Raw genomic sequence first — 23,774 nt, 5'->3', positions numbered from 1 at the left:
GTTGTATCAGAAAAACAATTTGAAACTCTATTCCATCGTAATTATCAGTTCCGTACTGGTATTGATCCTGTCCCAAGTGAGTACCGGAACCATCAAGGCAATCAGCGGAAATGAAGCGATTATTGAAAAGGACATACAAATTGCTACCTTACAGCTTGAAGGAACGTCTGAGCAGGAAGCGAGAGAATTGTTGACCGCTGCTTCTCTGGAATGGCTGGAGAAGCACCCAGTGATCATTGAAATGGGAAGGGAAGAAGTCATCTTGGATCCGTCCTTCATTACTTTCCAAATCGATCAGACACTTCAATCCATCCAAACAGAAGAAACCCCACTTTTCACGGTAAAGGTGGACCCGGAAAAATTGAATGTACTGAAAGAGAGCTTTGGTGAGGAAGTGTTCAGCCAGTTCAAGCAGCAACAATTTTTGAACGACGTAAGCAGGTCTGCCAGCAGACTGGCCGAGCAGCCGATGACATACTCTTTTTATGATTATGTGGCTGAAGATGCCGCCGGTCTCCGGGAAGTGGTAAGTGAATTCGAGGTTAAAGTGCCGGACGAGGTGGATATCTTAAGCCTGGCAGAAGAGATGAATGGAATCGAAATACCAGGAGATGCTACCTTTTCTTTTCTTTCACATCTGATGGAAGATGCTTACTATGATCAGGATGTCCTGAATGTAATGGCGACAGGTATATACGGGGCTGCGCTTTCAACGAATTTCATCGTTAAAGAAAGAGCGATCAGCCACCAATTGCCTGCTTACGCTACATTGGGATCGGAAGCGAGCATTCATTTAGAAAAAGGGCAGGACTTGAAGCTCTACAATCCGAATGACGCACCGTATTATCTTGAACTTTCCGTGAGTAATGGTGTGCTGGTGGTTAAGATCAAAGGATTTCCACTTCCTGATGATTATGAAGTAAAAGTGGAAAACAAGATGGAAATCAAGCCGGATACCGTCATGCAGTTTTCTTCTTTACTAGATGTGGATGAAGTGAAAACTGAGCAGGAAGGACGTCCGGGGGTTGCTGGTGAAGTTTATCGTTACTCACTCGGAGATGATTACAAAGAATTGATTGCAGAGGATTACTATCCTGCAGTACCGACGATTGAGATTCATAGCAGTGAGAAACAACAGAAGCAACAAGCGTCTTCAAATGAAAGTGAAATGAGTAATGAACAGGGCGGCACGAACACATCTGAAGATACTTCAGGCGAAAATCCAACAAATAGAGAAAAAGTAGATCAGGATTCTAATGACACAGATGAAAATAGTCAGGATGAGGATGGGTCACAAAAAGAACAGCAGAAACAGGAAGGTCAGGGAAGTGATGACTCCTCTGAATCTGAATATATTTGGGAAATCGATCCTGAAGGTGTGCCATCTAAATGAGTTGGGAGAAAGGCAAAAGGGTGAGGCAGTATGGCGAATCGAAAACGGCTGGGAGACTTACTTAAAGATGTCGGCATGGTGACTGAAGAGCAGATCAATGATGCATTGGAGAGTAAGGACCGTAACCAAAAGCTCGGAGATGTCCTTGTAGATAAAGGTTATGTGACGGAGCGACAGTTGATTGAAGTGTTGGAATTCCAGTTGGGAACCCCACACGTGTCGCTTTATCACTATCCGATCGATCCAAGTGTGATCACGATTGTTCCAAAGGAATTTTCGGTGAGGAATCTGTTGATTCCAATCGAGAAAAAAGAAGGCAAGCTTGTCGTAGCAATGAAGGATCCGATGGACTACTTTGCAATCGATGATTTGAAAATATCGACCGGTTTTGAAATCAGTCCGGTCATTGCTACAAAGGATGAAATCCTCCAGGCGATCAACCGCCACTATAACCTGAAGGACACGGAGTCTGGAGATGGAGAAGAGAGTGAAGGGGACGATGCCCCTGCCATCAGACTCGTCGATCAACTCCTACAGGCAGGTGTGCAGCTGAAGGCAAGTGATATCCATATCGATCCTCAGGAAACGAAAGTCCTAGTCCGTTACCGGATTGACGGTGTCCTGCGAACAGAGAGAACCCTGCCGAAAACGTTTCAGAACAGCCTGACTGCAAGAGTCAAAATCATGGCGGATCTGAATATTACCGAAAGCCGTCTTCCACAGGATGGTCGTATCAAGCAGACGGTCGATCGGAATCCTGTAGACCTGCGTATTTCGATACTTCCTACTGTGTATGGTGAAAAGATTGTCATACGTATTCTTGATCTAGGTAATGCCGTCCAGAAAATTTCGAACCTAGGTTTCAACAAGGTAAGCTATCAGCGGTATATGGACATGATCAATCAGCCTTCCGGGCTGATCTTGATTACAGGTCCGACGGGGTCGGGAAAGTCATCCACCCTCTACGCTTCATTGAATCATTTGAATGAAGAAGATGTAAACATCATCACGGTTGAGGACCCGGTTGAATACCAGATGGAAGGGCTGAACCAGGTACAGGTCAATAGTAAGATCGGGTTGACCTTCGCAAATGGTCTTCGTTCCATATTGAGGCAGGATCCTAACATCGTCATGGTTGGAGAGATCCGGGATTCTGAAACAGCCGAAATTGCCATTCGTGCCTCTTTGACTGGCCATCTGGTGTTAAGTACGTTGCACACCAACAGCGCCATCGCTACCATCCCGCGATTATTCGATATGGATATTGAGCCATATCTGGTCGTTTCTTCACTGGCAGGTGTTGTAGCCCAGCGGCTTGTAAGGAAAAACTGTCGTGATTGTCAGGCACCATACGAACCGACTGAGATGGAACGCCAGCATTTTGAAAAACGAGGAATTTCCGTCGACCAGCTGTATAGAGGGAAAGGATGCGACAGCTGTCAGCAAACAGGTTACAAAGGACGGATGGCAATCCAGGAAGTACTCGTCATCGATGAGGTCATCAAGAAGCTGATGATGAACAATACTTCCATGGACCGCGTCCAGGCCCATGCAAGAAAACGTGGCATGCTGTTCTTAGTCGATGATGGATTGTTGAAAGCCAAGCAAGGGTTGACTACCATCGACGAAGTGTTGCGCGTCACTAAAGCAGACTAAATGGAGTGTTCTCGCATGAAAGAACAATTTGACCAATTATTGATTGCTGCCCATCAGCATAACGCGTCTGATATTCATTTGACTGTAGGTGTGCCACCCATTTTCCGAGTTCATGGAGAGCTGAAGCAATACGGAAAGAACAAGCTCACACCGGACCACACAGAAAAAATGACGAAGGCGATACTGAGTGATGTATTGTGGGAACAGTTGGAATCCGTCGGGGAAGTGGATTTTTCTTACGGCATATCTGGAGTATCTCGATTTCGGATCAATGTCTATCACCAGCGGAATTGTATTTCACTTGCCGTACGGATCGTACCAAGGGAAATTCCAACGATTGAACAGCTTGATATGCCTTCGGTGCTGAAAGAAATCGCACAGAATGCCCAGGGGCTTGTGCTCGTAACAGGTCCAACTGGATCGGGTAAATCTACGACACTGGCTTCGATGATCGATTATCTTAATCACAATACCAGGAAGCATATCATCACCTTGGAGGATCCGATCGAATATACCCATAATCATAAGAATTGCATCATTGATCAGCGGGAAATCGGTTTCGATACGAGAAACTTCTCAAATGGATTGAGGGCATGTTTGCGGCAGGATCCTGATGTCATTCTAGTTGGTGAGCTCAGGGATTTTGAAACGATATCGACAGCATTGACTGCTGCGGAAACGGGGCATCTAGTAATGGGTACCTTACATACGACAAATGCGCCGGATACAATCGACCGGATTATAGATGTCTTTCCACCCAACCAGCAAGGGCAAGTTCGTATTCAATTAGCTACAGTGCTGAAAGGGATCGTCTCGCAGCGATTGTTTCCAAGGAAAGATAAAAAAGGCAGGAGAGCTGCTGTCGAAGTTTTATTGAATACGAGTGCCATCAAAAACCTGATTCGAAATGAGAAAATCTATCAAATTCCAAATGTGATGCAAACCTCCAAGTCTCAAGGAATGCAGACACTGGAAATGTCGATCAGGGATTTGGTCAAAAAAGAAATTATAAGCGAAACCGATGCCTCACCTTTCTTACAGGAAGGGGGATATTGATGGCGTATTTCACGTATCAAGGCAGAGACCGAGTAGGCAAGCAGGCTAAAGGTAGAGTAAAAGCCGATTCCAAAAAGGAAGCGATCGAGCAGCTAAAGGGGCAGGGAGTTTCTATTTCCGGAATTAAGGAACTGGACAGTGTGTTCTATCAGGATATTCAAATCGGAAGTGGAGTGAAACCGAAGGATTTTGTCATTTACCTCCGTCAGTTTGCGACGTTGATTAAAGCAGGTATCCCACTGGTGCAAACGACATATATCCTGGCTGAACAGACGAACAGTAAAGCGCTGAAGCATGCATTGAATGACATTGGCGCTAATCTCGAAAGCGGGAAAGCGTTTTCTGATGCAGCTGCCAATCACCCGAAAGTGTTCTCGAATCTATTCGTCAACATGTTCCGTGCAGGTGAAGCGGGCGGTAAGCTTGAAGAAATTCTGGAACGCCTCGCAAGCTATTACGAAAAACAGTACGACACGAGGCAGAAAGTGATTTCAGCTTTGACCTATCCTGTAATAGTCGGTGTGATTGCGCTGGTCATCGTATGTTTTTTACTCGCTTTTGTTGTGCCGCGTTTTGCAAGCATGTTTGATTCCTTAGGGGGCGAATTGCCGTTCATTACCCAGATGACGTTGGAGCTTAGTGGTTTTGTCCAAAGCTTCTGGTACATCGTCATGCTGATCCCGGTAGCACTGTTGGTTGTATTCAAGCTCGTTTCAAAAGAGGAGAAATTCCAGCATACCTTTGATCAGGTGAAACTGAAGATTCCAGTATTCGGAGGCTTGATTCAGAAAGCTGCACTCGTGCGAATGATGAGTACATTAAGCTCGCTTCTGAACAGCTCCGTACCGATTCTACAGTCCCTTCACATCACCGAAAAGGTTGTAGAAAACAAAGTGGTAGAGAAGGCCATCAAAGACAGCTACTCCTCATTGGAGCGTGGAGATTCCCTATCCGATCCATTGAGTAAGCACAAAATCTTTCCACCGCTCGTCATCCAAATGGTAGCGGTAGGAGAGAAGACGGGTTCCTTGGATTATATGCTGGAAAGAGTTGCTAGCTTTTATGAATCGGAGCTCGAATATACAACGGAGCGATTGAAGACCCTGATAGAGCCACTGATGATTCTGTTTCTCGCGATCCTGGTCGGTGGAATCGTAGCCGCCATTGCCATCCCGATGTTCTCAATTTTTGATTCGGTCCAATAGAGAAAAATGTTCATTATCTGACAGATTGGTAATGGAAACTTGTAGATATTGAAGGTATAATGAACTTACATGGTAAAATAATCCTTGTAATTTGGGATTTATAGGATATTTTCCTGTCCGATTTTAATGGGCAGGTGCAATATATAATATTTTTATAGGGGAGAGAGAATTATGTTGAAGAAGTTCAGAAAGCTTTGTAAGAATGAGAAAGGTTTCACGTTGATTGAGCTTTTGGCCGTTATCGTTATCTTGGGAATCATCGCAGCGATTGCTGTACCTGCAATTGGGAATGTTATCTCTAACTCAGAGGATGACGCTCACGATGCTAATGCGATTACACTACTGGAAGCAGCTCGACTTGCCCATGTAAGTGGAGAGACTTTAGTTGATATAAGTGAATCTGATGTAGATGGATATACTATGGCATCTCTTGAACTTGCGGGCTACCTTGACTCTATTCCGACTGACCCGTCAACTGGAAGCCCTTATACCATTGGGTATGTTGAAGTAACGGGAAATCCGTCAGACTTTACAGTTACATTAGATACTTATGTAACCGGTGAAACTAAGTCTGATCTAACTAACAATTAAATTAGCTTGTTATCAGAAATTGAAGTTCAAATAAGGCTTCAATTTCTGATTTTATTACAAATACTGAGAAGGTATCAAAATGAATATTTTACAAACTTCAATCATTTTCATATACGGAATTATCTGTGGTTCATTTTTCAACGTTGTCGGAAGAAGACTTCCAAAGAAAGAGTCATTTGCCACCTCACGTTCCAAATGCCCAACATGCTCTACACCAATCAAAAACAGGGACCTGATTCCCGTTTTTTCTTACATACTATTAAGAGGGAAATGCAGAAACTGCCACCAGCGCATTTCGCCCTTGTATCCAACGATTGAACTGCTTACAGGTGTGTTGTTTGCATACAGTTACATCATGTTTGGCTGGAGCATAGAGTTTGCCGGAGCTATTCTATTAGTCTCGTTATCTGTGATCATACTAGTCAGTGATCTGCTTTATATGATCATTCCGGATCGTTTGTTACTTTTTTTCCTGCCTCTTTTTATCATTCTTCGTGTATTAGCTCCGCTTGATCCCTGGTATGCTTCACTCATTGGAGCGATCGGTGCTTATCTTTTGATTGCTTTAATCATCTTGATCAGTAAAGGTGGAATGGGCGGTGGTGATATGAAGCTGCTTGCCCTGCTCGGCATTTTATTCGGATACAAGATTATTATGGTGTTTTTCTTATCCACGCTGATTGGCGCATTAGTCACGATCGCACTGCTGGCAACTAAGACAGTAAATAGAAAGCAGCCGGTTCCGTTCGGTCCGTTCATCATCATGGCAGCGCTTCTTACTTATTTTCACGGGGACGCACTACTGGAGTGGTACAGTGGGTTATTTTTCTATTAATGGGAGGGTTGACGGATGTTTCAACTGACGAAAACAAAAGGGAAAGTTAATCTGATCATCAAAAATCATGTCGTTCGTTATGTGGAAAGTCAATCCAACTCGCTTGATGGCATCATCGATTTTGGAGAAAAACCTTTATCTGAAAGTGTGTTCAAAGATGGAGAAATCACAGACAATGTCGTGTTTTCCCAAGTAATTGAGGACCTGGTGGATGAAAACGATTGGAAAAACAAGCCCATGAATTTCTGTGTGCCGGACGCTTCCGTCGTCATCCGTCCGTATCAGGTGCCTGCTAATCTGAAGGAGAGCGAAATCAAGGGGTATATCTTCATGCAGCTTGGTGATACGCTGCATCTTCCGTTTGAGTTTCCTTCATTTGATTTCCATATCATCGATCAAAATGAAGAAACCTATCAATTGCTGCTGTTTGCAAGTCCGGAAAATCAGGTGGAAAGTCTTTCAACGATTTTCTCCAATCATAAATTGAAGCCGAAAAGCGCTGATATATCCTCGTTAGCTGTTTATCGATTATATGATCGACTCGGACGCTCCAATCCTGAAGATCACCTGCTTTCCATTCAATGGAATGTAGATAGCTGTATCCTGACCGTCTTCCATGGACTGAAGCCGATTTTCGTAAGAAATATGAAATCACCGCTTCCAATCGGCGAATGGAAGTATAAACAAGGCGGCTTTCATTGGAAAGGTGACCAGGCAGAATACGATGAATATTACTATGATCAGCTAAGTGAAATAGAGCGAATCATGAATTTCTATCGTTTTTCCGTGATGAACGGGGAAAGCGGGGTCAACCGCATTTTGCTGACAGGTGATTCGCCTGATTTGAACAGAGTGAGGCTTGATCTGGATGAGCGTTTTCAATTGCCCGTAGATCAGATGGAGCATGAACTTCAGACAAAAGATGGCAGGACGATTCCTGATTCATTCATTGAAGCTGTCGGCTTGTCGATTAAAAAGCAATAAAGGGAAGCGGGGTGATTATCCATGCTGGTAGAAGTGAATTTACTGGAACAGAAAGAACAGAGGAATATGCTTCCGTTATTGATTGGCGGAGTATTTCTGATTTTGGCTTTGATTGTGTTTGCGTATTTTGTTACGCAATCTAAGCAGCTAGAGGCTGAAGTAGCTGAAACAGAAGCAGAGATAGCTGCCCTTCAATCAAGACAGACTGAAAATGAGCAAACGCCGGTCGATGATGTCATTACCAAGCGTATGGAACTCGTGAAAGCGACCAGTCAATTGGAAGCATCCTGGATTTCGGCTACTCCCGTGATTGATCGCTTGATTGCTTTATTGCCTGAACGTGGATTCTTCCAGTCCTTCACCCTTGTGGATAATGGTCAGGTCAACCTTGTCGTCCGGTTCGACACGATGCAGGAGGTAGCTGCATACACGAGCCGTTTGGAAGAAGAGAGCTACATACATGGTGTCGAAGTGAATCATGTGACAGCAGAAGAAGTTGATGGTTCAGAGGATGTGTATGATTACATGCCTAGATACATTTCGGAAATCTATCTGTCAGTTGATCACGCCATGCTGAGTGAGGATGTTGGTATAGATGAAACTACAATGGAATAAAAACACGGCACTTATCACGGCTCTTCTGATTGTCGTTCTGATTGCAGGCATTTATTTCGGTCATTTGCTAGTCATTTCTCCACTCGAAGAAAAAGTGGTCCATACGGAAGCAGCCCTGGAAACGGAATTGAAAATTCTTGATGCAATGGAAAAGAATACGGAGGTTGCCGTAGTCGAGGAAGTGCATAGTTCACGTGTGTTTCAACAAAAGCTTCCTGTCATTCCGATGCTGGATCAGTTGTTCATTGGATTCGATCGAGCAGAAAACAGCTCAGACAGTTTTATTGAAGATATCGGAATCGAGTATGGAGCAGGAACGGTAGTTTTCGCCGGTACAGAAGCTGATGAAGTGGATGAAGTAGAGACAGAAAACCCTGACCAGAATGACACTGAAGCCATGGTCACCACTGAACCTCCTCCTGAGCAAACCTTTGCGATTGATGGACTACGCAATGTTACGTTTACAATGAATATGATTTCGAAAGACTTCGAAGGGATGAGGAATTTCCTGACACAGCTTCAGTCATTGCCTAGGATCATTCAGATCGAGGCGATCACCTTCGAGGAGCCCGCCGATGATGAACTGAATTACAGTCTTACGCTATCCAGCTATTATATGGAAGGTCTCGATATTCTTAAAAACGAAGCTCCCCATTATTACTATGGAATGCCTTCTGATAAGAGTGATCCTTTTTCCTATGAAACTTTGATCCTCCCTGAAAATGAGGAAGGAGAAATTAGACAGTAAATGCTAATATATTCAAAAAGTAGACGACAGCAATCGTCTACTTTTTTTATTGTGCTGTGCTAGAGTGAATGGAAAGAGAACAGAGGGGATGGGCGGAGTGGACAAGTCAAACAAAGTGACGATTCGCATCGATAATAAAGAACGGCATAGAGCGGAACAATCGGAGAGGGATGAAGTACTGGAAGCCTGGGAAGCTTCCCGTAAAGAACAGGCAGCAGCACTTGAAGCGGTCGAATTCAAACCAGCTGCTTCTTCAAAAAAAAATAAGAAAAAACTTCCGCCGAAATTGAACGGTAAGAACGGTGTACCTCTTTATGTCAAACGTCTGATCGCCTCGGTGGTTGCTGCGGTTGTAGCCGGGCTAGTGCTAGGATTTGTCCTGCTCAGAATGTTTGTTGGTATCACTGGTGACACACCCGCCTCTGCAGGAAGCGAGACGGTCACAGGTACGCCAACAACAGAGACCCCTGCTTCGGGCGATACGAATGCTGCTTCGGGTACTGCCAGTGAACTGCCTGGCGTGGAAGCCTTTGTCGTCCAGGCTGGCTATTTTACTACAAAGGAAATGGCAGAAACTTGGCAGACACAATACGAAGCAGCTGGTCATTCCACATACATTTGGGAGCAGGGGAACGAATTTTACGTTTTCGCGGGAGTAGCTCCAAGTGAGCAAGCAGCGGACCAAAAAGCGGAAGAGATCAAGCAGGCTGGCTTGGAGACGTTTGTGAAGCCGTGGGCTGTTTCAGGTGGTACCATCCAGGCCGATTCAGAGACTGCAAACGCTTTGAGTCAGGTACCTGAATTATTCAACACATCGCTACAAGGGACACTCGATAAAGAAGCATGGAGTTCTCTTGCCGGTAAGCTTCCGGATGAAGCACCTTATCAAACATTGAAGACCTCGATTACGGACATGACCGCTGGAAGTGCGTCCTTGGATGTCAGTCTGATGAAAGTGTGGAATTCCTATCAAACAATCATAGAGTCGAAAAAATAGGCAGACCATGCCTATTTTTTTATTTGGTGCAGGGATGGTGCTCGATCTATTCCATTTGTGTTAGGATAAACATGAATTTCATTATCTGGAAAATGGTTGAAAGTTGGATTTCAGGAAGTTTCAACGTAAGCCATCATTGATTACACTTAATAGACCCTCACTGTTCAATAAGGAAAGGACGTTCAACATGGATAAACAACTGATTTTAGGCTCCAATTCTCCAAGACGAAAAGAACTGCTTGAACTCGCTGGTTTTTCATTCTCGAATAGGAAGAACTCTTTTGACGAGTCCACGATTACGGAAACCCTGCCTGAAGTGCTTGTTAAAGAATTAGCCAGGCAAAAAGGTATGGCAATGGATGTTCAAGAAAATGAAGTGTTATTGACCGCAGATACCGTCGTCAGTGCAAATAACACCGTATTAGGAAAGCCATCTACTGAAGAAGAAGCTTTCGCTATGCTGGCGATGCTGAGTGGTGGCACCCACCAAGTGTACACAGCGGTTATGCTTCGTGACATCGAAAGGCATGAAGTATTCGTTTCCAGAACGGAAGTGGAATTCTGGCCGCTATCCGAACCCGAAATCCATGCATATGTGGCTACTGGAGATTCGTTTGACAAAGCCGGTGCTTACGGGATTCAGTCAAAAGGTGCGCTGTTGGTAAAAGGAATAAAAGGGGATTACTATACGGTGATGGGATTACCGCTGTCGATGACCGTAAGGGAGCTGGCGAAGTTCCAAATTGCTCCGACCCTTCTTTGACCAGTGAGGTAAATGAATGGAAGGGAAGCGGAACGTGTGTCAGAGTTGCAAATCATGATCAAAGATGTACCTAAACAGGACAGGCCGAGGGAGCGGATGCTCGACCTTGGTCCCGGTCATCTCTCCAACCAGGAGCTGCTTGCCATATTGCTGGGGAGCGGTACAAAGTCCGAGTCAGTGATGACTGTTGCCTCCCGGGTGCTGATGCATTTTGAAGGCCTAAGTTTATTGAAGGATGCATCTGTGGAGGAGCTGACAGCCATCAAAGGGATCGGTACTGCCAAAGCTGTCCTGCTTCTATCTGCCCTTGAACTTGGGAAACGACTTCATCAGCTGAAGCCTGGAGAACGGTATATCATCCGTAGTCCGGAAGATGGTGCGGATTTTGTCATGGAAGAAATGAGAGATCTGCAGCAGGAGCACTTCATCTGTCTTTTTCTTAATACGAAGAACCAAGTCCTTCACAGACAGACCATTTTCATTGGTAGTCTGAATGCCTCGATCGTCCATCCTCGCGAAGTTTTCAAAGAAGCGGTCAAACGGTCGGCCGCCTCGATCATTTGTGCGCATAATCACCCCTCAGGAGACCCCACTCCTTCTCAGGAAGATATCAACGTAACCCGACGCCTGTCCGAGTGCGGAAAGATGATCGGCATCGAGCTGCTCGACCATCTGGTGATCGGTGACAGGAAATTTATCTCCCTTAAGGAAAAAGGATATCTGTAACACTATTCATTTTTCTTTTTTTCTCGTATAATTGAATAGATGAAGTTAAAAGCGCCTTTTATGAGCGAAACTTATAATAGGCGCTTCTTTCTCATTTACCAGTTGTTACATAAGATGGGGCAAATAAAATTCGTACAGTTTACGATACCCACCAGGACAACGAAGAAAGGGAGATCAATTTGGGGCTATTTGGATTTTCTCAAGATTTAGGAATTGACTTAGGAACAGCGAATACATTGGTATTTATTAAACATAAAGGTGTCGTCGTACGTGAACCATCAGTCGTTGCAAGGAATGCGTCGACAGGTGATATCGAAGCGGTCGGAAATTCCGCCAAGAATATGATTGGACGGACCCCCAGCAACATATCCGTTGTACGCCCGATGAAAGACGGAGTCATTGCGGACTATGATACGACGGCCGAAATGATGAAATATTATATTAAAAAGGCGATGAAAAACCGCAGCCGGTTTGCAAGTAAGCCGAATGTGATGGTTTGTGTTCCATCCGGTATTACGATGGTGGAAGAACGAGCAGTAGTCGATGCTACAAAGCAGGCAGGTGCAAAAGAAGCCTACCCGATTGCAGAACCTTTCGCTGCGGCGATCGGAGCCGGTCTCCCGGTTTGGGAACCGACGGGCAGCATGGTCGTGGATATTGGTGGAGGTACGACGGAAGTAGCGATCATTTCCCTTGGTGGAATCGTCACTTCGAAGTCGATCCGGCTTGCAGGAGATGAAATGGATGATGCCATCATTCAGTATATCCGCAAGAACTATAACCTGATGATTGGTGAACGTACTGCAGAAGCGATCAAAATGGAAATCGGATCAGCAGGACATTCGACGACCAATGACGAAATGGATATCAGAGGACGTGACTTGCTTACAGGTCTGCCTAAGACGGTAACGATCACATCAGACGAGATTGCAGGTGCATTGAAAGATACAGTGGATGCGATCATCGATGCAGTGAAAGTTACATTGGAAAAGACACCACCTGAACTATCTGCGGATATCATGGACCGCGGAATTGTTCTGACAGGTGGAGGTGCCCTTCTTAGAGGGTTGGACGAAGTCATCAGTAATGAAACCAACATGCCGGTGTTTGTTGCGGATGAACCTCTGGACTGTGTAGCGATTGGTACGGGCAAATCGCTGGAATACATTCAACATTTCCGTTCGCAGCCGAACGTTGCATTAAGATCAAGGATGGACTGAACCAGGTAGCTTATGTTTCCAGTAATCAAGAAAAAACGCCTGATTCTTATCCTTGTAAGTATCATCATCCTTGGCGCGCTGATAGGATTTTCCATCAGGGATAGGGAAAACATCACCCTTCCAGAGAAATTCGTCCATGATTCTATCGGCTGGATCCAGACTATTTTCAACAAACCCGTACGATTTGTCCAAGGCACCGTCGATGATATTCAAAATGTCCATCAGGCTTACGAGCAGAATGAAATACTAAAAGCACGCTTAGCTGAAAATAAACAAGTGATGATTGAAAACCAGCAATTGAAAAGAGAGAATGAAAAACTGCAATCCATGCTTGAAATCAAGCAGTCGTTGAATGGTTATCGCCCGATTGAGGCAACCGTCATTGCCCGGAGTTCGGACAGATGGTTCAACCAGATGATCATCAATCGAGGGGAAGAGCATGGAGTGGAAGTGAATATGGCCGTCATTACCGGTGAAGGCATGGTCGGGAAAATCCAGAGTACGCAGGCATTCCATTCAACGGTCAAGCTGCTGAGTGGTTTTGACCGCACCAATCAGATCTCTGTCGAAATCCACAGTGAGAAGGAAGAGAAGGACAAGGTCTTCGGTCTGATCCAAGGGTATGATGACGAAACGAAGAAGCTTCTGATGAAGGAAATTCGTTTTGACGCACAGGTCGAAGAAGGGGAAATGGTCATTTCTTCAGGAAAAGGCGGTGCATTCCCTAGAAATCTGCTGATCGGTGAAATTGCGAAAGTTGAAATGGATCAATTCGGTCTGACGCAGACAGCTTATATTGAACCGGCTGCTGATTTATATGATATGAATCATGTCATGGTAGTCGACCGCGACATGCCTACTTATGATTTTTCCGATGAAGAGAAGGATGGTGAGGAATAATGCCACGTATTCTCCTCCCTGTCTTCCTTCTTCTTCTGTTAGTATTCCAAGGGATGGCGATGAGCCTTCTTCCTACGGAAATCGTCTATTCCGAATTGCTCGTTACCCCACATTGGGTACTTGCACTTCTTGTGTTGATCAGTTTGTTTTTTGACGAAGACCGTACATATTATTCACTGCTATATGCCGTCATCTTCGGGTTATTGATTGATATTGTGTACACGAACGTTCTAGGTGTGTATATGTTTACGTATGGAATCGTCATCTATACAGTCCATGGCATCAGGAAAGTGCTTCAGGGGAACCTTTTTGTAGCGTTATTGCTCGGGATCTTCGCATTGGTCCTAACAGAGACGATTCTCTATGTTCTCTATTATTTCATACAGGTGACTACGACAGGTTGGCAGGTGTTTCTATCCCACCGATTGCTGCCGACAGTTGTAGCAAACCTCGTATTTTTCTTAATTCTATATCCACTTATCAGAGGCAGATTGATGAAATGGTCTGAATCCATTACAAAAAATTGATCCATCGATAGTGGGTTCAAACGTTTGGGGTGAGACCGATGATTTCCAACAAGCAAATCATAACGATCAAAGGGACAAGGGATGGGTTGACATTGCAGATCAACGACCAATGTTCCTACACAGAAGTACGTAAAGAATTGCAACAGCAATTATCCAATAATCCTGTTTCTAAGGACGATAAAGTCATCAAAGTCACCATCCAGCTGGGGAATCGACTTCTGAGTGAAGAGCAGCAGGAAGAGCTGAAATCGATCATATTAGAAAAACAGCATCTGAAGGTGGAGGCATTCGAATCAGCTGTCATCACCAAGGAAGAGGCGCTCGAATGGCAGCGGAATACCGAAGTCAAATCGATGGTAAGGATGATCCGTTCTGGACAGGTCATCAATATCGAAGGAGACCTGTTGCTGATCGGGGATGTCAATCCTGGCGGAAAAGTGATGGCGACAGGGAACATTTTCATCCTTGGAAGCTTGAAAGGGATTGCTCACGCCGGAGTGGATGGCAATCGCGATGCGGTCATCATCGCCTCTTATATGCAACCGAATCAACTTAGAATTGCTGAGTATATCAGCCGCTCTCCGGATTATGAATCCGATGGTGTCTACATGGAATGTGGTTACTTCGATGAGGAAGAAGATAAAATCCGGATGGATCGGCTTCAGGAAATCGTTAAGCGCAGGCCGGATATCAGCAGTTTTGAAAGGAGAATGTTAAATGGGTGAGGCAATCGTCGTTACTTCGGGAAAGGGCGGAGTGGGGAAAACTACTACGACCGCAAACCTTGGTACAGCACTTGCATTGTTGGATAAGAAAGTATGTCTGGTCGATACAGATATCGGTCTCCGCAACCTCGATGTCGTGATGGGTCTGGAGAATCGTATCATTTTCGATTTGGTTGATGTCGCTCATGGCCGAATCAAGACGAAGCAGGGACTCGTACCGGATAAACGTTTCGAATGCCTGAGCCTGCTGCCGGCAGCGCAGACAAGCGATAAGTCTGAAGTGAATCCGGAACAGATGAAAAAGATCATCGATGAACTGAAGCAGGAATTCGACTATGTGCTGATCGATTGTCCTGCTGGCATCGAACAGGGCTATAAGAATGCAGTGGCCGGTGCAGACAAAGCGATTGTCGTGACCACTCCTGAAAAATCCAGTGTGCGTGATGCAGACCGGATCATCGGACTATTGGAACAAGAGGATATCGAGCCTCCAAAATTGATTGTGAACCGGATACGGACGCATATGGTGAAAAATGGTGACATGCTGGAAGTGGAAGATATCGCATCGGTATTATCCATCGACCTTCTTGGAATCGTAGCGGATGACGATGAAGTCATTAAAGCATCCAACCATGGTGAACCTGTTGCCCTTCAGCCGGACACGAAAGCATCGATGGCTTATCGGAATATTGCAAGACGGATTCTTGGGGAGTCTGTTCCATTGATGAACCTGGATGAAGAAAAAGGTATGCTTACAAAGGTCAAGAAATTCTTCGGACTGAGAGTATGATAAATTAATAGAAACACCCACAAACACTTGGTGCACAGCACCAAGTGTTTTTTTACTTTAACGCATTGAGGGACAGTCCCCCGCCGCATCACCGCGTTAAACCCCCGGGGGACTGTCCCTCACCACGGTAATGCGGTGAAGTGCGACCTTCTCCAATTATCATTCATACATTCTTTGCTTGGGTCATAGACTTGTACAAACTCAAGTAAGGGATGGAAGCCATTATGCGGAGAGACATTGATCGAATTCGTAAGAATATAAACGACCGTAAAAGAGACAAGAAATCATTCAGCAGTAGTTCCTCGGGGAAGTACAACAACCGTATGCCTTTTCAACTGCAGGAAGAAGAAAAGCATGGATACTCTCCCTTTTCAACCGATACACTTGGACAAGCTCGACGTTCACCTGAAAACCGGCTGAACCTGCTTCTGCTTCGGGTAATCATTGCTGCATGCCTATTTTTCGTTGTCGCCATTCTGTCCCAGACAGAAGTAACATGGCTTGAGAAGCCAAAGGGATGGGTGGTGGACAAGATGGAGGAGGACTTCCCATTTGCAGCCGCTACAGCCTGGTATAAAGAGCGTTTCGGGGAGCCGCTTGAACTTGTCCGGAGAGATGAGACGACGCCAGGTCAGCCGGCAGCATTGCCTGTCAACGGGACCGTCAGTGAGAATTTCCAGTCTCATGGCAAAGGTGTCGTCATGACAGCGGATGAGCCTGCGGACATCGTTGCTATGGATTCAGGAACGGTCGTATTTGCCGGTAAAGACTCTCAGACTGATCAGACGATCATCCTGCAGCATGCGGATGGTTCAAAAAGTGTGTACGGTTACCTTTCTTCCATTGATGTACATCTCTATGAATCCGTTGCTGCAAATGCCACAATCGGCAAAATCAGTCCGGAGCAGGGAAGCACAAGCACTTTCTTTTTCGCCATTGAAAAGGATGACCGTTTCATCGATCCCATTCAGGTGATTCAAGTTGATGAACAACCTTAAGCTCCATCCGCTCATCCATCTTCATCCTATATTAATTTTGTTCGTACTGACGTCGATTTGGACAGGGGCTTTCTTCGAGCTCCTGATTTTATTTGTAACGGTATCCATCCATGAGTATGGTCACTTCTGGATGGCGCGAAGATTTGGATGGCGGATTCAAAAAGTGACGTTGTGGCTGTTTGGAGGAACGATGGTGTGTGATGAGCATGGGAGCAGGCCTTTCAAAGAACAGCTTCTCGTCACGCTGGCTGGCCCTCTTCAGCATGTGTGGATGCTTCTGGCTTTATATGGTCTTATCCCGTTCGTATCGCCACAAGTCGATCATCTGATCCACCTGGCGATTTTTTATAACTGGCTGATTTTAGGGTTCAACCTTCTCCCTGTCTGGCCACTTGATGGAGGAAAGCTTGCTTTTTACTTTTTTTCAAGATGGATCCCTTACCGGACCGCCCACCACACCATCATCTTATTCTCGATAGGATTTCTCATATGTCTGATCCTGTTTTTCGCAACGACCGGACTTTTCACATTGCACGGCATTCTACTTGCTTGTTTTCTCCTGGTCGAAAATCGTCTAGAATGGAAGCAGCGCTATTACACGTTCATCCGCTTCTTATTGTTCAGGCAGCGGATGGCAGAACGCATGAAAGAAGTAAGGACAATCCACTTAGATAGTCAATGGACAGTCTGGAAGGTTCTGACGAATATCAGAAGTGACCGGCAATACAACTATCTAGTGGACGAGGGGAAAGTCGTTAAAGAGAAAGATTGTCTTGATTCTTTCTTCCAGCAGGGAAATCCCCATTTACTTCTTTATGAGCTGATTTCAGATAGAAAGTAGGATCCGACCATGCGACAGTTATTCATCAACCACATTCCTACGGAAAAAACTGCCCTATTGAAAGAAGACGGGCGCATTACCGAAGTGTGGTTCGAACGTCCGGAGCGTACACCACAGGTGGGTGCCATTTATTCAGGCAAGGTAACGAATGTTGAAAAAGGGATAAAAGCAGCTTTCGTTGATATTGGTACCGAAACTAATGGCTTTTTGCATCTTTCCGACTGCAATCAGCCTCCCGTCGAAGGTGCAAAAATCCTGGTTCAAATTAAAAAAGCGCCTATTGGCAGTAAAGGACCTGTATTGACCACCGATCTTTCTATCGGTGCGGCAAATCTCGTCTATTTACCTGTTGGGAAGCAAGTACATGTATCCAGAAAACTTACGGATGATCAACAGCAGGAATTACGTAGCTTTTTTGTAGATATGCTGGAAGGGGAAGAGGGAGTCATTCTTAGGACGGCTGCTGTAAATATGCAAAAGGAATCGCTCATTGAAGAGTGGACGTATCTTAGGCACAAGTGGAAGAACCGAACAGTAAGGAACGAACCAGGGCTTGTCCATTCGACTGCAGTTATTCCCGATCAAGTATTGCAACACTACCCTCTCCATACGTTTGATCAAATTATTATAGATGATGCAGCCACTTCAAAAGAGTGGAAAAAAAGTTTTCCATCCTACACTGATCATATTAAATGGGAGCGAGAGTTTGAAGCGGCACTCGGAACGACTGTTCAAAGCGTTCAGGAACGAATCGTTAACCCTGTCGTCGAGGGATCATTGCACATCGATGAAACAGAAGCGATGGTCGTCATTGATGTGAACAGTGCAGCTTATACAGGTAAATCGAATAAACAGCAGACTGCATTGCAGACGAATATGAAGGCAGTCGTGGCAATTGTCGAGGAAATCAGGCTAAGGAGACTTGCTGGTATCATTCTGATCGATTTTATTAATATGGATGACAAAAAATCAGAGTCCAAGGTTCTCCAAGCATTCAAACGTACCGCAAAGCAGCACGGTCTGTTCCTGAACGTCCATGGTTTCACGAGGTTAGGGCTGCTTGAAGTAACTAGGAAAAAAGAGCAGCCATCATGGAAGAGCTTCCTTGGTGCGCATGACTTCCACTATTCAGATACGACAACATTCTTCCAACTGGAGCGGGCGATCCTATCTTTAAATAACAGTGCGCACGAAGCGGTTCTGATCGGTTTGCCGAAAGAGTGGGAATGTCTCAAAAACCGATTGATTTCTTCTGGCATCTCTAGTAAAATTCCACAGGAACTGTTTTTTTACATCGACCCCAATTCAAGCACATTTTCGCTTGAAACAGGATCGGTCGAAACAGTTCGAGAAATAGTGGCAAGTCGCGGTTTTCATATTGACAAGGGCTTTTGATTTGTGATAGTATCAATATGTTATTCTAGTAGCACCCGACTGCTACAACCGCACAGAACAGGTTTTTAAACCTTAAGGTACCTGGGATGGCGAGTCTGAGTTTAATGAGGAGGTGCAAGTATGTACGCAATTATCGAAACTGGTGGTAAGCAATTCAAAGTGGAAGAAGGTCAATCCATCTACGTTGAGAAAGTCAACGGCGAGGCTGGCGATTCTGTCACTTTTGAAAACGTACTTTTCGTAGGTGGAGACGACGCTAAAGTCGGAGCTCCATTTGTAGACGGTGCTTCAGTGACTGCTAAAGTTGAAAAACAAGGCCGTCAGAAGAAAATCACTGTATTCAAATACAAACCTAAGAAAAACTACAAGCGTAAACAAGGTCACCGTCAACCATACACGAAGTTGACGATTGAAAAAATCAACGCATAAGGCTTGATGGTATGATTCGAGTAATGATTCTTCGTAAAGATGGCAATATGACTGGCTTTGAAATCTCTGGACATGCAGAGAGTGGCCCTCATGGTCATGATCTTGTATGTGCTGCAGTTTCAGCTGTTTCTTTCGGAGCAGTCAATGCTGTCATACGGTTAAGTGAATGTGAACCTGCGATCGAGCAAGGAGGAGAAGGCGGTTACCTTCGGATCGAACTTCCGGAAGATCTGGGACAAGATCAGTTGGATAAAGCTTCACTGCTTCTTGAAGGGATGCTGGTTTCACTCCAGACCATTGAACGAGATTATAGTCAATATATTACCATCTCTGAAAAATAAGGAGGTGCAAACCCATGCTACGTCTAGATTTGCAGTTCTTCGCCCAAAAGAAGGGTGTAGGTAGTACGAAAAACGGCCGTGACTCTGAGTCCAAAAGACTTGGTGCGAAACGTGCTGACGGACAATTCGTATCTGGAGGATCTATCCTTTACCGCCAACGCGGAACGAAGATCTATCCAGGAGAGAACGTAGGTCGTGGTGGAGATGACACGCTATTCGCTAAAGTCGATGGTGTTGTCAAATTCGAACGCTACGGACGCAACCGCAAAAAAGTTAGCGTTTATCCAGTTGCGAAAGAAGCTTAAGCAACGATACCTATTCAATTAATAAACCGCGCTGTGCATTTGCATATGCGCGGTTTTTTCATTGTTAAATGATGCAGCAATGCTCATCCCCACTACAACAAGATAATCTTTCACATCTACAGGTAATGTTTGCTATACTTTTCATAAAGATTCGCATTACATTGTAAGGTTCATCTCTCAAATAAACGATTCAGGTACACCGCAATTAATGAAATAGGAACCAATTCTTCTTCAGAGGTAGATTGGTCAAACGGGCCAAACATGGTGTTCAGGTGGGCTGGATGAGAAAAGGCGAGACTCCCGCGGGAGAAGGAGCTAGGCGAGATCCCGCAAGGCGAAGCCTGAGGAAGCTCTCCAGTTCCCCGCAGGAAAGCGAGTCTTTTCTCATCCAGCCCAAATCCACAATGTTTTCGGCCACCTCACATTATCAAATTAACCTAAGATATTTGAGAATATAAGACCTGAATAAAAAAGGGAGCGGTGTTGGGGATGCAGGTCAATGAAGTGATTCAATTATTGAGACATAAACGGCATGATTGGATGAATCAATTACAGCTGATTCAAGGGTACACAACGATGGGCAAAACAGAAAAGGTACATGCGACCATTCAAAAGACCATTGAGACATCACAGGAAGAGCAGAAATTGATGAATCTGAATGTGCCTTATCTGACACTTTGGCTGCTATCATTTAATTGGAGCCATGAGAATCATCGGCTGGAGTTTAAAATTGATATGGAATCTCAAGATCTTTCCTATAAGGATCTAACTTTACTTGCTTATTGTGAGGAGACGATCCGGATACTGGAGTCACAAAGTGATCCGGAGTCCCTGTATGAAGGGACGCTCGTGATTTATAAACAGCAGCCATCCAATGTTGAGGTGTCGATGGTATTCTCGGGTAATTATGCAAATACTGAAAACATCATCGGAGAGCTTGAGCAATTGGAATTTTTAACAGCAGCAAAATTGGAAGACGCAGATCATCAACAGCAGTTGTCGATGAAATTGAATGTAGAAATTAAGAGGTGATGGACATGTTTGTCGATCAGGTGAAGGTTTATGTCAAAGGCGGCGATGGAGGAAACGGATTAGTTGCTTTCCGCCGTGAAAAATATGTACCACTGGGTGGGCCTGCCGGTGGGGATGGAGGAAATGGCGGAGACGTCATTTTTGAAGTCGACGAAGGCCTGAATACATTGATGGATTTCCGCTACCAGCGTCATTTTAAAGCGCAGCGTGGAGAGAATGGAATGAGTAAAGGACAGCATGGAAAGAATTCGAGTCCTTATGTGATTCCTGTACCACCAGGCACTACAGTAAAAGACGCAGACACTGGCGAAGTGATTGCTGACCTGGTCGAGCATAAACAGCAGTCGGTCATTGCGAGAGGTGGCCGTGGCGGCCGAGGGAATGTCAGGTTTGCTACAGCAAGAAACCCTGCTCCTGAAATGGCGGAAAACGGCGAACCGGGACAGGAGCGGGAAATTCAGATCGAACTGAAGCTGATTGCGGATGTCGGGCTGGTCGGTTTTCCAAGTGTCGGTAAATCGACGTTATTGTCTGTAGTATCTGCAGCAAAACCGAAAATTGCTGATTATCATTTCACCACCCTAGCTCCGAACCTGGGTGTAGTGGAAACTGCTGACCAGCGCAGCTTTGTCATGGCTGATTTGCCAGGATTGATCGAAGGTGCTCACGAAGGAGTAGGTCTTGGGCATCAATTCCTGCGTCACGTCGAGCGTACACGTGTAATCGTCCATGTCATAGATATGGCAGCTACGGAAGGCAGAGATCCGTATGAAGATTATTTGACGATCAATCAAGAGCTGTTCGAATATGATAAACGACTGAAGGAACGACCGCAGATCATTGCAGCGAATAAAATGGATATGCCCGGAGCAGAGGAACAGTTAGCTACCTTCAAGGAAAGATTAGAAGAGGAATATCCAGTCTTCCCAATCTCCACATTGACGAGAAATGGGTTGAGTGAAATGCTGTTCGAAGTGGCAGATACGCTTGCTCGCATTCCAAAAGACACAACACCGCTGGAAGAAAAAGAAGAAAGAGTCGTTTACCGATACGAGAAAGATGAAACGGATTACACGATCACCAGAGATCCAGATGGAGCTTTTGTACTTTCAGGGGATCACATTGAAAAGCTCTTCAAGATGACCGACTTCAACCATGATGAATCAATCCGGAGATTTTCACGTCAGATGCGCGGGTTGGGAATTGATGATGCATTGCGGAAGCGCGGTGCCAAGGATGGAGATACGGTAAGACTGCTTGATCATGAATTTGAATTTGTAGAATGATTATAGTGCAACACGTGTTGGGGGGATGAGGATGGAGACAGAACAATTTTACCTTGTCAGAAGTGATGTATTACCAGAGGCGATGAAGAAGACGATCGATGCGAAGGAACTTCTTGAAGCTGGAAAAGTGGAATCCATCTTTGAAGCAGTGAAGCGGGTGGATCTGTCCAGAAGTGCGTTCTATAAATACAGGGACGCGGTTTATCCGTTTCATGAAATGGTGAAAGAGCAGATGATCACACTTTTCTTCTATCTGGAGGATCGGAGCGGCTCGCTTTCGAGCCTATTGGCCGCAGTCGCAGAGGCGGGGTGCAATGTACTGACGATCCATCAGTCCATCCCTTTACAGGGGAAAGCGAACGTCACCTTGTCATTGAATACATCCGGCATGGCGATGTCCATCAATGAACTGATTCACCGACTGAATCAAGTGGACTTCATCATCAGAGTGGATTTATTAAGCACAGGTGCATGATTGGAGGATTAGCCATTGTCACATCAACGAATCGGTTATTTGGGACCGAAAGGCACCTTCACGAAAATGGCTGTCAATGCATTCTTTTCGGAAGGCAACTTCATCAGTTATGAAACCATTCCAGCCTGCCTCGATGCGGTGGAAGCCGGAGAGATTCAAACAGGTGTCGTACCATTGGAAAATGCGATCGAAGGATCTGTACATTTAACTACAGATTATATGACTCATCATGTAGACGTTTCGATTGTCGCAGAACTGTCTGTTCCAATTCGCCAGCATCTGCTGGTAAAAAAGAATCATCTTGATGGGGAAATCGAGCACATTTATTCTCACAGTCACGCGATTGCCCAGTGTCAGCAACACCTACATCAACACTATCCCGATGCGGAGCTGCATTACACTTCATCCACCGGGAGAGCAGCGGAGCTTGTAGCTGAAAAGGATGGCGCATGCGCAGCAATCGGCAACCAGTTGGCTGGGAAGGAATATGGCCTTCATATCCGGTCGGAGGATATCCATGACTATGAAAATAACCATACAAGGTTTGCCGTCGTCCAGAAAACGAAGCAGACACTGCAAATCAATGATTTTCAACCAAGCAAGTACAAATCGACTGTCATGGTCACGTTGCCGAAGGATTATGCAGGAGCGTTGCACCAGGTTCTGGCGGCTTTTGCGTGGAGAAAAATGAACCTGTCAAAGATTGAATCCCGGCCGATGAAAACCGGACTCGGTAATTATTTTTTCATTATCGATGTCGACCAGGCCTATGATCAGATCCTATTTCCAGGAGTAGAAGCAGAGCTTACCGCATTAGGATGCTCCTTGAAGCTGCTGGGTACTTATCCAAGTTTTAATCTATAAGTCAGAGGGCTCATCGAAGCCGCTCTGGCTTTTTTTTATGGATTGGAATCCCATAGAATTTGAACAGAATCTCAGCA

General features: G+C 45.1%; 27 protein-coding genes and 1 other annotated feature. All 27 genes read left to right on the top strand.

Annotated elements, in window-relative coordinates:
* Position 1 precedes the first annotated feature (1 nt).
* The 27 genes from ACFQ2J_RS06875 to pheA all read left to right on the top strand — a co-directional run bounded on the left by ACFQ2J_RS06875 (position 2) and on the right by pheA (position 23,697).
* Positions 2 to 1,393, top strand: a complete 1,392-nt coding sequence (locus ACFQ2J_RS06875) for a hypothetical protein (RefSeq protein WP_386057785.1) — start codon at positions 2 to 4, stop codon at positions 1,391 to 1,393.
* A gap of 30 nt (positions 1,394 to 1,423) precedes the next feature.
* On the top strand, positions 1,424 to 3,049 hold the full coding sequence (locus ACFQ2J_RS06870; protein WP_386057783.1) for a GspE/PulE family protein: 1,626 nt from the start codon (positions 1,424 to 1,426) through the stop codon (positions 3,047 to 3,049).
* Between the two features lie 15 nt (positions 3,050 to 3,064).
* Positions 3,065 to 4,105: a type IV pilus twitching motility protein PilT gene (locus tag ACFQ2J_RS06865; protein WP_386057781.1), complete on the top strand. Its 1,041-nt coding sequence runs from the start codon at positions 3,065 to 3,067 to the stop codon at positions 4,103 to 4,105.
* Positions 4,105 to 5,310 (top strand): type II secretion system F family protein, encoded by a 1,206-nt coding sequence (locus ACFQ2J_RS06860; protein WP_386057779.1) that lies wholly within the window; start codon positions 4,105 to 4,107, stop codon positions 5,308 to 5,310. Before ACFQ2J_RS06865 ends, ACFQ2J_RS06860 begins: the two co-directional genes overlap by 1 nt.
* Before the next feature lie 171 nt (positions 5,311 to 5,481).
* Positions 5,482 to 5,901: a prepilin-type N-terminal cleavage/methylation domain-containing protein gene (locus tag ACFQ2J_RS06855; RefSeq protein WP_386057777.1), complete on the top strand. Its 420-nt coding sequence runs from the start codon at positions 5,482 to 5,484 to the stop codon at positions 5,899 to 5,901.
* A 79-nt stretch (positions 5,902 to 5,980) separates the two neighbouring features.
* Positions 5,981 to 6,736, top strand: coding sequence for a prepilin peptidase (locus tag ACFQ2J_RS06850; RefSeq protein ID WP_386057775.1), 756 nt, complete (start codon positions 5,981 to 5,983; stop codon positions 6,734 to 6,736).
* 15 nt (positions 6,737 to 6,751) lie between these two features.
* A complete protein-coding gene (gene pilM / locus ACFQ2J_RS06845; RefSeq protein ID WP_386057774.1) occupies positions 6,752 to 7,720 on the top strand; it encodes a type IV pilus biogenesis protein PilM in 969 nt (322 codons plus the stop codon).
* A gap of 21 nt (positions 7,721 to 7,741) precedes the next feature.
* Entirely contained in the window at positions 7,742 to 8,335 is a 594-nt protein-coding gene (locus ACFQ2J_RS06840) for a hypothetical protein (protein ID WP_386057772.1), read from the top strand.
* Positions 8,316 to 9,083, top strand: a complete 768-nt coding sequence (locus ACFQ2J_RS06835; RefSeq protein WP_386057771.1) for a hypothetical protein — start codon at positions 8,316 to 8,318, stop codon at positions 9,081 to 9,083. The genes ACFQ2J_RS06840 and ACFQ2J_RS06835 overlap by 20 nt, the downstream gene beginning before the upstream one ends.
* 97 nt (positions 9,084 to 9,180) lie before the next feature.
* Positions 9,181 to 10,080, top strand: coding sequence for an SPOR domain-containing protein (locus ACFQ2J_RS06830; protein ID WP_386057770.1), 900 nt, complete (start codon positions 9,181 to 9,183; stop codon positions 10,078 to 10,080).
* Between the two features lie 187 nt (positions 10,081 to 10,267).
* The gene (locus ACFQ2J_RS06825; RefSeq protein WP_386057768.1) at positions 10,268 to 10,843 is read left to right on the top strand and encodes a Maf family protein; all 576 of its coding nucleotides are present in this window, start codon (positions 10,268 to 10,270) and stop codon (positions 10,841 to 10,843) included.
* A gap of 54 nt (positions 10,844 to 10,897) precedes the next feature.
* Positions 10,898 to 11,569, top strand: coding sequence for a RadC family protein (radC, locus tag ACFQ2J_RS06820; RefSeq protein ID WP_386058376.1), 672 nt, complete (start codon positions 10,898 to 10,900; stop codon positions 11,567 to 11,569).
* Between the two features lie 179 nt (positions 11,570 to 11,748).
* Positions 11,749 to 12,789: a rod shape-determining protein gene (locus ACFQ2J_RS06815; protein WP_386057766.1), complete on the top strand. Its 1,041-nt coding sequence runs from the start codon at positions 11,749 to 11,751 to the stop codon at positions 12,787 to 12,789.
* Positions 12,790 to 12,801: 12 nt separating this feature from the next.
* Positions 12,802 to 13,689 (top strand): rod shape-determining protein MreC, encoded by an 888-nt coding sequence (gene mreC / locus ACFQ2J_RS06810; protein ID WP_386057764.1) that lies wholly within the window; start codon positions 12,802 to 12,804, stop codon positions 13,687 to 13,689.
* The gene (mreD, locus tag ACFQ2J_RS06805; protein ID WP_386057762.1) at positions 13,689 to 14,216 is read left to right on the top strand and encodes a rod shape-determining protein MreD; all 528 of its coding nucleotides are present in this window, start codon (positions 13,689 to 13,691) and stop codon (positions 14,214 to 14,216) included. Before mreC ends, mreD begins: the two co-directional genes overlap by 1 nt.
* 38 nt (positions 14,217 to 14,254) lie before the next feature.
* Positions 14,255 to 14,941 (top strand): septum site-determining protein MinC, encoded by a 687-nt coding sequence (gene minC / locus ACFQ2J_RS06800; protein ID WP_386057760.1) that lies wholly within the window; start codon positions 14,255 to 14,257, stop codon positions 14,939 to 14,941.
* Entirely contained in the window at positions 14,934 to 15,731 is a 798-nt protein-coding gene (gene minD / locus ACFQ2J_RS06795) for a septum site-determining protein MinD (RefSeq protein WP_386057758.1), read from the top strand. The genes minC and minD overlap by 8 nt, the downstream gene beginning before the upstream one ends.
* A gap of 224 nt (positions 15,732 to 15,955) precedes the next feature.
* The gene (locus ACFQ2J_RS06790; protein ID WP_386057756.1) at positions 15,956 to 16,729 is read left to right on the top strand and encodes a peptidoglycan DD-metalloendopeptidase family protein; all 774 of its coding nucleotides are present in this window, start codon (positions 15,956 to 15,958) and stop codon (positions 16,727 to 16,729) included.
* Complete coding sequence (locus tag ACFQ2J_RS06785; RefSeq protein ID WP_386057755.1) at positions 16,716 to 17,570, top strand: site-2 protease family protein; 855 nt, start codon at positions 16,716 to 16,718, stop codon at positions 17,568 to 17,570. The genes ACFQ2J_RS06790 and ACFQ2J_RS06785 overlap by 14 nt, the downstream gene beginning before the upstream one ends.
* A 9-nt stretch (positions 17,571 to 17,579) precedes the next feature.
* Positions 17,580 to 18,965 carry a ribonuclease E/G gene (locus tag ACFQ2J_RS06780; RefSeq protein WP_386057753.1) on the top strand — a complete coding sequence of 462 codons (1,386 nt, stop codon included), beginning with the start codon at positions 17,580 to 17,582 and terminating at the stop codon, positions 18,963 to 18,965.
* A gap of 36 nt (positions 18,966 to 19,001) precedes the next feature.
* Positions 19,002 to 19,072: a sequence feature (ribosomal protein L21 leader region), on the top strand.
* Positions 19,073 to 19,085: 13 nt separating this feature from the next.
* Positions 19,086 to 19,394 carry a 50S ribosomal protein L21 gene (gene rplU / locus ACFQ2J_RS06775; protein ID WP_386057751.1) on the top strand — a complete coding sequence of 103 codons (309 nt, stop codon included), beginning with the start codon at positions 19,086 to 19,088 and terminating at the stop codon, positions 19,392 to 19,394.
* A gap of 11 nt (positions 19,395 to 19,405) precedes the next feature.
* The gene (locus ACFQ2J_RS06770; protein ID WP_386057749.1) at positions 19,406 to 19,735 is read left to right on the top strand and encodes a ribosomal-processing cysteine protease Prp; all 330 of its coding nucleotides are present in this window, start codon (positions 19,406 to 19,408) and stop codon (positions 19,733 to 19,735) included.
* A gap of 14 nt (positions 19,736 to 19,749) precedes the next feature.
* Entirely contained in the window at positions 19,750 to 20,040 is a 291-nt protein-coding gene (gene rpmA / locus ACFQ2J_RS06765; protein ID WP_386057747.1) for a 50S ribosomal protein L27, read from the top strand.
* Positions 20,041 to 20,529: 489 nt separating this feature from the next.
* Complete coding sequence (locus tag ACFQ2J_RS06760) at positions 20,530 to 21,072, top strand: Spo0B domain-containing protein (protein WP_386057745.1); 543 nt, start codon at positions 20,530 to 20,532, stop codon at positions 21,070 to 21,072.
* Positions 21,073 to 21,077: 5 nt separating this feature from the next.
* Positions 21,078 to 22,358, top strand: coding sequence for a GTPase ObgE (gene obgE / locus ACFQ2J_RS06755; protein WP_386057743.1), 1,281 nt, complete (start codon positions 21,078 to 21,080; stop codon positions 22,356 to 22,358).
* A 25-nt stretch (positions 22,359 to 22,383) separates the two neighbouring features.
* Entirely contained in the window at positions 22,384 to 22,833 is a 450-nt protein-coding gene (locus tag ACFQ2J_RS06750; RefSeq protein ID WP_386057741.1) for an ACT domain-containing protein, read from the top strand.
* A gap of 15 nt (positions 22,834 to 22,848) precedes the next feature.
* Entirely contained in the window at positions 22,849 to 23,697 is an 849-nt protein-coding gene (pheA, locus tag ACFQ2J_RS06745; RefSeq protein WP_386057740.1) for a prephenate dehydratase, read from the top strand.
* Positions 23,698 to 23,774: the final 77 nt, after the last annotated feature.

This window comes from Thalassobacillus hwangdonensis, assembly GCF_042675915.1.
Taxonomy (GTDB): domain Bacteria; phylum Bacillota; class Bacilli; order Bacillales; family Halobacillaceae; genus Thalassobacillus_A; species Thalassobacillus_A hwangdonensis.
Note: the sequence above shows the minus strand (reverse complement) of the source record. Positions and strands in the feature narration are given on the sequence as shown.

What these genes read in the sequence shown, in the direction of transcription:
- ACFQ2J_RS06785 (WP_386057755.1), top strand. Translation starts at nt 16,716, where the DNA reads ATGAACAACCTTAAGCTCCATCCGCTCATCCATCTTCATCCTATATTA.
- ACFQ2J_RS06825 (WP_386057768.1), top strand. Translation starts at nt 10,268, where the DNA reads ATGGATAAACAACTGATTTTAGGCTCCAATTCTCCAAGACGAAAAGAA.
- ACFQ2J_RS06760 (WP_386057745.1), top strand. Translation starts at nt 20,530, where the DNA reads ATGCAGGTCAATGAAGTGATTCAATTATTGAGACATAAACGGCATGAT.
- ACFQ2J_RS06860 (WP_386057779.1), top strand. Translation starts at nt 4,105, where the DNA reads ATGGCGTATTTCACGTATCAAGGCAGAGACCGAGTAGGCAAGCAGGCT.
- rplU (WP_386057751.1), top strand. Translation starts at nt 19,086, where the DNA reads ATGTACGCAATTATCGAAACTGGTGGTAAGCAATTCAAAGTGGAAGAA.
- minD (WP_386057758.1), top strand. Translation starts at nt 14,934, where the DNA reads ATGGGTGAGGCAATCGTCGTTACTTCGGGAAAGGGCGGAGTGGGGAAA.
- obgE (WP_386057743.1), top strand. Translation starts at nt 21,078, where the DNA reads ATGTTTGTCGATCAGGTGAAGGTTTATGTCAAAGGCGGCGATGGAGGA.
- ACFQ2J_RS06855 (WP_386057777.1), top strand. Translation starts at nt 5,482, where the DNA reads ATGTTGAAGAAGTTCAGAAAGCTTTGTAAGAATGAGAAAGGTTTCACG.
- rpmA (WP_386057747.1), top strand. Translation starts at nt 19,750, where the DNA reads ATGCTACGTCTAGATTTGCAGTTCTTCGCCCAAAAGAAGGGTGTAGGT.
- mreD (WP_386057762.1), top strand. Translation starts at nt 13,689, where the DNA reads ATGCCACGTATTCTCCTCCCTGTCTTCCTTCTTCTTCTGTTAGTATTC.
- ACFQ2J_RS06750 (WP_386057741.1), top strand. Translation starts at nt 22,384, where the DNA reads ATGAGGATGGAGACAGAACAATTTTACCTTGTCAGAAGTGATGTATTA.
- minC (WP_386057760.1), top strand. Translation starts at nt 14,255, where the DNA reads ATGATTTCCAACAAGCAAATCATAACGATCAAAGGGACAAGGGATGGG.
- ACFQ2J_RS06840 (WP_386057772.1), top strand. Translation starts at nt 7,742, where the DNA reads ATGCTGGTAGAAGTGAATTTACTGGAACAGAAAGAACAGAGGAATATG.
- mreC (WP_386057764.1), top strand. Translation starts at nt 12,802, where the DNA reads ATGTTTCCAGTAATCAAGAAAAAACGCCTGATTCTTATCCTTGTAAGT.
- ACFQ2J_RS06770 (WP_386057749.1), top strand. Translation starts at nt 19,406, where the DNA reads ATGATTCGAGTAATGATTCTTCGTAAAGATGGCAATATGACTGGCTTT.
- ACFQ2J_RS06835 (WP_386057771.1), top strand. Translation starts at nt 8,316, where the DNA reads ATGAAACTACAATGGAATAAAAACACGGCACTTATCACGGCTCTTCTG.
- radC (WP_386058376.1), top strand. Translation starts at nt 10,898, where the DNA reads ATGATCAAAGATGTACCTAAACAGGACAGGCCGAGGGAGCGGATGCTC.
- pilM (WP_386057774.1), top strand. Translation starts at nt 6,752, where the DNA reads ATGTTTCAACTGACGAAAACAAAAGGGAAAGTTAATCTGATCATCAAA.
- ACFQ2J_RS06865 (WP_386057781.1), top strand. Translation starts at nt 3,065, where the DNA reads ATGAAAGAACAATTTGACCAATTATTGATTGCTGCCCATCAGCATAAC.
- ACFQ2J_RS06790 (WP_386057756.1), top strand. Translation starts at nt 15,956, where the DNA reads ATGCGGAGAGACATTGATCGAATTCGTAAGAATATAAACGACCGTAAA.
- ACFQ2J_RS06780 (WP_386057753.1), top strand. Translation starts at nt 17,580, where the DNA reads ATGCGACAGTTATTCATCAACCACATTCCTACGGAAAAAACTGCCCTA.
- ACFQ2J_RS06850 (WP_386057775.1), top strand. Translation starts at nt 5,981, where the DNA reads ATGAATATTTTACAAACTTCAATCATTTTCATATACGGAATTATCTGT.
- ACFQ2J_RS06870 (WP_386057783.1), top strand. Translation starts at nt 1,424, where the DNA reads ATGGCGAATCGAAAACGGCTGGGAGACTTACTTAAAGATGTCGGCATG.